Raw genomic sequence first — 8,009 nt, 5'->3', positions numbered from 1 at the left:
GGCGCACGTCTTCGGTGAACGCACTCTGGCCACACTGGAGCGTCTTCTGAGCCTGCTGTCGGCCTTTGAGGTCGTGGTATGGATGACGGATGGCTGGCCGCTGTATGAATCACGCCTGAAGGGAAAGCTGCACGTTATCAGCAAGCGTTACACTCAGCGCATTGAGCGACATAATCTGAATCTGAGACAACATCTGGCAAGGCTGGGACGGAAGTCACTGTCGTTCTCAAAATCGGTGGAGCTGCATGACAAGGTCATCGGGCATTATCTGAACATAAAACACTATCAGTAAGTTGGAGTCATTACCAGAATGGTTATCCGTTATTTCTGGCTTACTGGCATCTCTCGCGACCACGCTGTGAAACATACTCACCAGCCACTGGTAGTGGGCATCGATAGCCTTATTGAGATTTAACAAGATGGCATCAATTTCCGTTGTCTTCTTGATCATTGCCACTCCTTTTTCACAGTTCCTTGTGCGCGCTATTCTAACGAGAGAAAAGCAAAATTACGTCAATATTTTCATAGAAATCCGAAGTTATGAGTCATCTCTGAGATAACATTGTGATTTAAAACAAAATCAGCGGATAAAAAAGTGTTTAATTCTGTAAATCACCTCTGCATTATCGTAAATAAAAGGATGACAAATAGCATAACCCAATACCCTAATGGCCCAGTAGTTCAGGCCATCAGGCTAATTTATTTTTATTTCTGCAAATGAGTGACCCGAACGACGGCCGGCGCGCTTTTCTTATCCAGACTACCGCTAATGTTGATCATCTGGTCCGGCTGAACTTCTCGTCCATCAAAGACGGCCGCAGGAATAACGACATTAATTTCACCGCTCTTATCGCGAAAAACGTAACGGTCCTCTCCTTTGTGAGAAATCAAATTACCGCGTAGTGAAACCGAAGCGCCATCGTGCATGTTTTTTGCGAAATCAACGGTCATTTTTTTTGCATCATCGGTTCCGCGATAGCCATCTTCTATTGCATGAGGCGGCGGTGGCGCTGCATCCTGTTTTAAACCGCCCTGGTCATCTGCCAACGCATAAGGCATGACAAGAAAACTTGCTAATACAATGGCCTGAAATTTCATACTAACTCCTTAATTGCGTTTGGTTTGACTTATTAAGTCTGGTTGCTATTTTTATAATTGCCAAATAAGAATACTGCCAATTGTTATAAGGCATTTAAAATCAGCCCACTAGCTGTCAAATATTCAGAGAATTTAACTCACTAAAGTTAAGAAGATTGAAGAGTCTTAAACATATTTTCAGAATAATCGGATTTATATGTTTGAAAATTATTATATTGGACGAGCATACAGAAAAAGCAAATCACCTTTACATATAATAGCGTGGACAAAAAACAGTGAACATTAATAAAGATAAAATTGTACAACTCGCAGATACCGACACTATTGAAAACCTGACATCCGCGTTGAGTCAAAGACTTATCGCGGATCAATTACGCTTAACTACCGCCGAATCATGCACCGGCGGTAAGTTGGCTAGCGCCCTGTGTGCAGCTGAAGATACACCCAAATTTTACGGTGCAGGCTTTGTTACTTTCACCGATCAGGCAAAGATGAAAATCCTCAGCGTAAGCCAGCAATCTCTTGAACGATATTCTGCGGTGAGTGAGAAAGTGGCAGCAGAAATGGCAACAGGTGCCATAGAGCGTGCGGATGCTGATGTCAGTATTGCCATTACCGGCTACGGCGGACTGGAGGGCGGTGAAGATGGTACGCCAGCGGGTACCGTCTGGTTCGCGTGGCATATTAAAGGCCAGACCTACACTGCGGTTATGCATTTTGCTGGCGACTGCGAAACGGTATTAGCTTTAGCGGTGAGGTTTGCCCTCGTCCAGCTGCTGCAATTACTGCTATAACCAGGCTGGCCTGGCGATATCTCCAGGCCAGCCATTGGTGGTGTTTATATATTCAAGCCACGATGTTGCAGCATCGGCATAATCTGAGGAGCCTTACCGCGCCATTGTCGATACAGGCGTTCCAGATCTTCGCTGTTACCTCTGGAAAGGATCGCCTCGCGAAAACGCTGCCCATTTTCACGCGTTAATCCGCCCTGCTCAACAAACCACTGGTAACCATCATCGGCCAACATTTGCGTCCACAGATAAGCGTAATAACCTGCAGCATATCCGCCACCAAAAATATGGGCGAAATAACTGCTGCGATAGCGTGGCGGTATAGCAGGAAGATCCATATTTTCCGCCACCAGCGCCCGCAATTCAAAATCATCGACATCCTGCATTGCTTCGTTTTCTTCCAGGCAATGCCAGCGCATATCGAGAAGTGCGGCGCTAAGCAGTTCGCTCATCTCATACCCTTTGTTGAACAGGCTGGCATTACGCATTTTCTGTTGCAGTTCGTCAGGCATTGCTGCCCCGCTCTGATAATGCCGGGCGTAGCGAGCGAATACCTGCGGATGCGTTGCCCAGTGTTCGTTGATTTGCGACGGAAATTCGACAAAATCACGCGGCGTGTTGGTGCCGGAAAGCGTGGCATAACGCTGGCGGGCAAAAAGGCCGTGCAGCGTATGACCAAATTCATGGAATAAGGTTATGACATCATCCCAGAGTAACAACGCAGGCTCACCGGCAGCGGGTTTCTGATAATTGCAAACGTTATAAATTACCGGATGCGTTTCATTAAGCGTTGATTGCTCAACAAAATTGCCCATCCATGCACCGCCGCTTTTTGAATCACGGGCGAAGAAATCACCGTAAAATAACGCCAGTCCCACGCCATTATGATCAAAAATTTCCCACACACGAACGTCAGGATGGTAGACAGGAATATCAAAACGTTCGACAAACTTAATACCGAAGAGCTGATTCGCGGTCCAGAATACACCTTCATTCAACACCGTGTTTAATTCAAAATATGGCTTGAGCTGCGCCTCATCAAGATCAAATTTCTCCCGCCGTACCTGTTCGGCATAAAATGCCCAGTCCCACGGCTGCGCGCTAAACCCGCCTTGCTGCTTATCGATAACCGCCTGTATGGAGGCTAATTCATCGCTAGCACGTTGACGCGCCGCTGGAACAATTTCCCGCATAAAGTTGAGTGCTGCTTCTGGCGTTTTTGCCATCTGATCGGCGATTTTCCATGCGGCATAATGAGGAAAATCAAGCAGTTTCGCCTGCTGTGCGCGAATCTCTACCAGACGTTGAATGATAGCGCGGGTATCATTGGCATCATTTTTTTCCGCTCGCGTCCAGCCCGCAATAAACAGTTTTTCACGCGTCGCACGATCGCGCATCTCGGCAAGCGCCGGTTGTTGGGTGGTATTCAGCAGCGGAATCAGCCATTTGTTATCCAGACCTTTCTCGCGAGCCGCCTCTGCCGCCAGCGCAATCTCTTGCTCACTCATTCCTGCCAGCTGCGCGATATCGTTCACAACCAGACCGCCGGATTTATTTGCTGCCAGTAATCGCTGGTTAAACTGGCTGGTCAGGGTCGCAGCTTCTGTATTCAGTACTTTTAATTTTGCTTTATCAGCTTGCGCAAGTTTGGCTCCGGCAAGGACAAAACGTTGATGAATCACCTCCACCAGGCGGATGGATTCACTATCAAGCCCCAGGGATTCACGGCGCTGCCAGACAGCATCTACCCGCGCGAATAATTCACCGTTCAGATAGATATCATTAGCCAGTTCCGCCAGTTCAGCGGAAAACTGTTCATCAAGACGCTGTAATTCATCATTGGTATGCGCCGCAGTCATCGCAAAAAAGACGCTGGTAACGCGGGTAAGTAATTCTCCGCTTTGTTCCAGTGCCAGAATAGTATTGTTGAAATCAGGCGTTTGCGGGTTAAGCGCGATGGCAGCAATTTCTGCCCGCTTTTGCTGCATTCCCTCATCGAATGCCGGACGATAGTGATGATTGGCAATTTGATCAAAATGGGGAGCCAGATACGGTAGTGTGCTTTGCACAAGGAAAGGATTCATTGTTGTCATTTTCTTCTCCTGAACGCGAGGTGTTCCATAGCGTAGGCTTACTGATAACGGAGTGCAATCTTACAAACCAGTATTACCCGCTCTTAAGCATCACGTGCTATGTTATTGACACACAAAAGCGTTGAGGAACAGTGAGATGATCGTTTTAGTAACTGGAGCAACGGCAGGTTTTGGTGAATGCATTACTCGTCGTTTTATTCAACAAGGGCATAAAGTTATCGCCACTGGCCGTCGCCAGGAACGGTTGCAGGAGTTAAAAGACGAACTGGGAGATAATCTGTACATCGCCCAACTGGACGTTCGCAACCGCGCCGCTATTGAAGAGATGCTGGCATCGCTTCCTGCCGAGTGGTGCAATATTGATATCCTGGTAAATAATGCCGGCCTGGCGTTGGGCATGGAGCCTGCGCATAAAGCCAGCGTTGAAGACTGGGAAACGATGATTGATACCAACAACAAAGGCCTGGTATATATGACGCGCGCCGTCTTACCGGGTATGGTTGAACGTAATCATGGTCATATTATTAACATTGGCTCAACGGCAGGTAGCTGGCCTTATGCCGGTGGTAACGTTTACGGTGCGACGAAAGCGTTTGTTCGTCAGTTTAGCCTGAATCTGCGTACGGACCTGCATGGTACGGCGGTGCGCGTCACCGACATCGAACCGGGTCTGGTGGGTGGCACCGAGTTTTCCAATGTCCGCTTTAAAGGCGATGACGGTAAAGCGGAAAAAACCTATCAAAATACCGTTGCATTGACGCCAGAAGATGTCAGCGAAGCCGTTTGGTGGGTGTCAACGCTGCCTGCTCACGTCAATATCAATACCCTGGAAATGATGCCGGTTACCCAAAGCTATGCCGGACTGAATGTCCACCGTCAGTAATTTTTATACCCGGCGTAACTGCCGGGTTATTGCTTGTCACAAAAAAGTGGTAGACTCATGCAGTTAACTCACTCACAAGCAAGAACGAATGACCGTCGAAACGCAACTTAATCCCACACAGCCTGTCAATCAGCAAATTTATCGTATCCTTCGTCGCGACATTGTCCATTGCCTGATTGCTCCAGGCACACCGTTGTCGGAAAAAGAAGTTTCTGTTCGTTTCAATGTGTCACGCCAGCCGGTTCGTGAAGCCTTTATTAAACTGGCGGAAAACGGCCTGATTCAAATTCGTCCACAGCGTGGCAGCTACGTCAACAAAATTTCCATGGCCCAGGTGCGCAACGGCAGTTTTATCCGTCAGGCCATTGAGTGCGCGGTGGCGCGTCGGGCGGCGAGCATGATTACCGAAAGCCAGTGCTACCAACTGGAACAAAATCTTCACCAGCAACGCATTGCCATTGAGCGCAAGCAACTGGATGATTTTTTTGAACTTGATGACAACTTCCATCAACTCCTGACGCAGATTGCCGACTGTCAACTGGCGTGGGATACCATTGAGAACCTGAAAGCGACCGTTGATCGCGTGCACTATATGAGTTTCGACCATGTTTCTCCACCAGAAATGCTGTTACGCCAGCATCTTGATATTTTCTCTGCCCTGCAAAAACGTGATGGCGATGCGGTAGAACGTGCAATGACGCAACATTTGCAGGAAATCAGCGAATCCGTGCGCCAGATCCGCCAGGAAAACAGCGACTGGTTTAGCGAAGAGTAATTCATTTACTCTCATCCCATCCGGGATGAGAGGCTTTTCCCCCCGCCTTACGGCTCATGCATGCATCAAAAAAGATGTGAGCTTGATCAAAAACAAAAAATATTTCACTCGACAGGAGTATTTATATTGCGCCCGTTACGTGGGCTTCGACTGTAAATCAGAAAGGAGAAAACACCTATGACGACCTACGATCGTAACCGTAACGCAATCACCACTGGCAGCCGTGTTATGGTTAGCGGCACCGGTCACACTGGCAAGATCCTGTCGATTGATACTGAAGGTCTGACCGCTGAGCAAATCCGCCGCGGAAAAACCGTAGTTGTTGAAGGTTGTGAAGAGAAACTGGCACCTCTGGACCTGATTCGTCTCGGCATGAACTAAGTGTGTGAATGCCGCCGATGGCGGCATTGCTTTTTTTACTTCACGGAATATTTCGCCACGGTCGCTTTCGCGCCATGCGCTAATAAAGACAAGTACGCTTCCGTCACTTTTGCAGTAAACAAGCTATTGTCTGGCAAATCATCACCAAAGATTGCCTTAATCGCCAGCAATGACTGGACGCGCGCTTTCCCTTCGGCACTACTTTGTACAGCCTTCTGAATAACAGGTAACAGTGGGTCACTGATTTCTATCGGATTTCCCTGTTCATCAACACCACCGACATAACGCATCCAACCCGCGACGCCCAGCGCCAGCAGATCGAACTTGCTGTCATGCGCCAGATGCCAGCGAACAGAATCCAACATCCGCTGTGGCAATTTCTGGCTACCATCCATCGCAATCTGCCAGGTTCGATGACGTAACGCCGGATTGCTATAGCGTTCAATTAATCGGTTAGCGTAATCTTGCAAATCAACGCCCTGCACTTTCAGCGTCGGCGCTTGTTCCTGCAACATCAAGCCATACGCCGCATAACGATAATGTTCATCTTCCATGCAGTCATTAATGTGCTGATATCCGGCAAGATAACCCAAATACGCCAGGAATGAATGACTGCCGTTGAGCATGCGCAACTTCATCTCTTCATAAGGCAGCACATCACTAACCAGTTCGGCTCCCGCTTTTTCCCATTCTGGACGTCCGGCAACAAAGTTATCTTCTATTACCCACTGGCGGAAAGGTTCACAGGCAACGCCCGCAGGATCGCGCACACCGGTAAGTTGTTCGATTTTCGCCAGCGTATCCTCTGTCACTGCGGGCACAATACGGTCCACCATTGTTGATGGGAAAGTCACGTTATCTTCGATCCATTGTGCCAGTTTTACATCAACAGCTTTCGCGTATGAAGTGACAACGTCACGCATAACATGACCGTTTTCTGGCATGTTGTCACATGACATGACGGTAAATGCGGGAAGTCCTGCCGCTTTACGGCGGGCCAGCGCCTCAACAATCACCCCTGTTGCTGTTTTCGGCTGGTGGGGATTTTGCACGTCGGCAGCGACCATCGGGTGATCGAGCATTAACTGTCCGGTCGCCGGAGAGTGGAAATACCCTTTTTCGGTGATTGTCAGAGAGACAATCGCGATTTGCGGTTCACACATCGCAGCCAACACGGTTTCTAAGCCATCCATCTGTACGTGCAAGGCTTTTTTAACGACGCCAACGACGCGAGCCGTCCACGCATCGGCCGACATTTCCGCAACGGTATAAAGATTATCTTGCTGTTGTAAATCGGCAATTTGCTGTTCGCCGCCGATTAAGTTGACCTCATAATATCCCCAGTCACTGAAATGTTCTGTAGCAAGAATATCGGCATACACGCCCTGATGCGCACGGTGAAATGCACCAAAGCCTAAATGAACAATTCTTGGGGCCAGGTTATTACGATCATAAACAGGGAGTGTCGCTTTTGCTGATAACAAATTATTTCCCATAACAATTCCTTAAATTTAAATATGGCAAGCTATATGTTTTGTTATATGAATAAAAATCCCCTCTCCGGTAAGAGAAGGGATTGAGGGTTTACAGACTTCTGGAAGGTTGCGCAGCTCTTACAACACGCTGTTGATCTTCCGCAGCGTCTTCCAGCGCACTTAAATCACGGTCTTTCACCTCTGGCATTTTCAGCGCAGAGATTAAACCAATCACTGAATATGCCATGATCATAATGGCGATCGGGTAATGACTCCAACTTACTGATAGTGTTTTATGTTCAGATAATGCCCGATGACCTTGTCATGCAGCTCCACCGATTTTGAGAACGACAGTGACTTCCGTCCCAGCCTTGCCAGATGTTGTCTCAGATTCAGATTATGTCGCTCAATGCGCTGAGTGTAACGCTTGCTGATAACGTGCAGCTTTCCCTTCAGGCGTGATTCATACAGCGGCCAGCCATCCGTCATCCATACCACGACCTCAAAGGCCGA

The 8,009-nt window shown here is 48.2% G+C and carries 8 protein-coding genes and 3 pseudogenes; 5 read left to right on the top strand and 6 right to left on the bottom strand.

All coding sequences use genetic code 11. The annotated features are described in order from the left end of the window. A pseudogene (locus tag BFF42_RS06895) lies at positions 1-292 on the top strand (IS1-like element IS1X2 family transposase); the annotation flags it as partial. A gap of 15 nt (positions 293-307) precedes the next feature. Here BFF42_RS06895 and BFF42_RS27575 read toward each other — a convergent pair. Beyond that, positions 308-451 (bottom strand): annotated as a pseudogene (locus BFF42_RS27575) (hypothetical protein); the annotation flags it as partial. A 254-nt stretch (positions 452-705) separates the two neighbouring features. Continuing rightward, the gene (ydeI, locus tag BFF42_RS06885) at positions 706-1,098 is read right to left on the bottom strand and encodes a YdeI family stress tolerance OB fold protein (protein WP_000671731.1); all 393 of its coding nucleotides are present in this window, start codon (positions 1,096-1,098) and stop codon (positions 706-708) included. Between the two features lie 275 nt (positions 1,099-1,373). Here ydeI and BFF42_RS06880 point away from each other — a divergent pair, with 275 nt between their 5' ends. Then, positions 1,374-1,892: a 2-oxo-tetronate isomerase gene (locus BFF42_RS06880; protein ID WP_001024556.1), complete on the top strand. Its 519-nt coding sequence runs from the start codon at positions 1,374-1,376 to the stop codon at positions 1,890-1,892. A gap of 44 nt (positions 1,893-1,936) precedes the next feature. On the opposite strand, the gene dcp is transcribed toward BFF42_RS06880, so the two are convergent. Then, positions 1,937-3,982, bottom strand: coding sequence for a peptidyl-dipeptidase Dcp (dcp, locus tag BFF42_RS06875; RefSeq protein WP_000210375.1), 2,046 nt, complete (start codon positions 3,980-3,982; stop codon positions 1,937-1,939). Positions 3,983-4,118: 136 nt separating this feature from the next. On the opposite strand from dcp, the gene ydfG reads away from it, so the two are divergent. The 3 genes from ydfG (at position 4,119) to ydfZ (ending at position 6,021) form a co-directional block, all read left to right on the top strand. Next, the gene (gene ydfG, locus BFF42_RS06870) at positions 4,119-4,865 is read left to right on the top strand and encodes a bifunctional NADP-dependent 3-hydroxy acid dehydrogenase/3-hydroxypropionate dehydrogenase YdfG (RefSeq protein WP_000636571.1); all 747 of its coding nucleotides are present in this window, start codon (positions 4,119-4,121) and stop codon (positions 4,863-4,865) included. Between the two features lie 88 nt (positions 4,866-4,953). After that, the gene (rspR, locus tag BFF42_RS06865; protein WP_000215546.1) at positions 4,954-5,640 is read left to right on the top strand and encodes a DNA-binding transcriptional regulator rspR; all 687 of its coding nucleotides are present in this window, start codon (positions 4,954-4,956) and stop codon (positions 5,638-5,640) included. Positions 5,641-5,817: 177 nt separating this feature from the next. After that, positions 5,818-6,021, top strand: a complete 204-nt coding sequence (gene ydfZ, locus BFF42_RS06860; protein WP_000214712.1) for a putative selenium delivery protein YdfZ — start codon at positions 5,818-5,820, stop codon at positions 6,019-6,021. Positions 6,022-6,056: 35 nt separating this feature from the next. On the opposite strand, the gene BFF42_RS06855 is transcribed toward ydfZ, so the two are convergent. The 3 genes and pseudogenes from BFF42_RS06855 to BFF42_RS06845 all read right to left on the bottom strand — a co-directional run. Next, entirely contained in the window at positions 6,057-7,517 is a 1,461-nt protein-coding gene (locus BFF42_RS06855; protein WP_039060238.1) for a mannitol dehydrogenase family protein, read from the bottom strand. An 88-nt stretch (positions 7,518-7,605) separates the two neighbouring features. Then, a pseudogene (locus BFF42_RS06850) lies at positions 7,606-7,764 on the bottom strand (MHS family MFS transporter YdfJ); the annotation flags it as partial. Positions 7,765-7,775: 11 nt separating this feature from the next. Continuing rightward, on the bottom strand, positions 7,776-8,009 hold a 234-nt coding region (locus tag BFF42_RS06845; RefSeq protein WP_001393844.1), incomplete at its 5' end, for an IS1 family transposase.

Source organism: Shigella sp. FC1661 (assembly GCF_001712525.1).
GTDB lineage: Bacteria > Pseudomonadota > Gammaproteobacteria > Enterobacterales > Enterobacteriaceae > Escherichia > Escherichia coli.
Note: the sequence above shows the minus strand (reverse complement) of the source record. Positions and strands in the feature narration are given on the sequence as shown.

Excerpts from the sequence above, each read along its gene's own strand:
- ydeI (WP_000671731.1), bottom strand. The coding sequence starts at position 1,098 with ATGAAATTTCAGGCCATTGTATTAGCAAGTTTTCTTGTCATGCCTTAT.
- dcp (WP_000210375.1), bottom strand. The coding sequence starts at position 3,982 with ATGACAACAATGAATCCTTTCCTTGTGCAAAGCACACTACCGTATCTG.
- ydfG (WP_000636571.1), top strand. The coding sequence starts at position 4,119 with ATGATCGTTTTAGTAACTGGAGCAACGGCAGGTTTTGGTGAATGCATT.
- rspR (WP_000215546.1), top strand. The coding sequence starts at position 4,954 with ATGACCGTCGAAACGCAACTTAATCCCACACAGCCTGTCAATCAGCAA.
- ydfZ (WP_000214712.1), top strand. The coding sequence starts at position 5,818 with ATGACGACCTACGATCGTAACCGTAACGCAATCACCACTGGCAGCCGT.
- BFF42_RS06855 (WP_039060238.1), bottom strand. The coding sequence starts at position 7,517 with ATGGGAAATAATTTGTTATCAGCAAAAGCGACACTCCCTGTTTATGAT.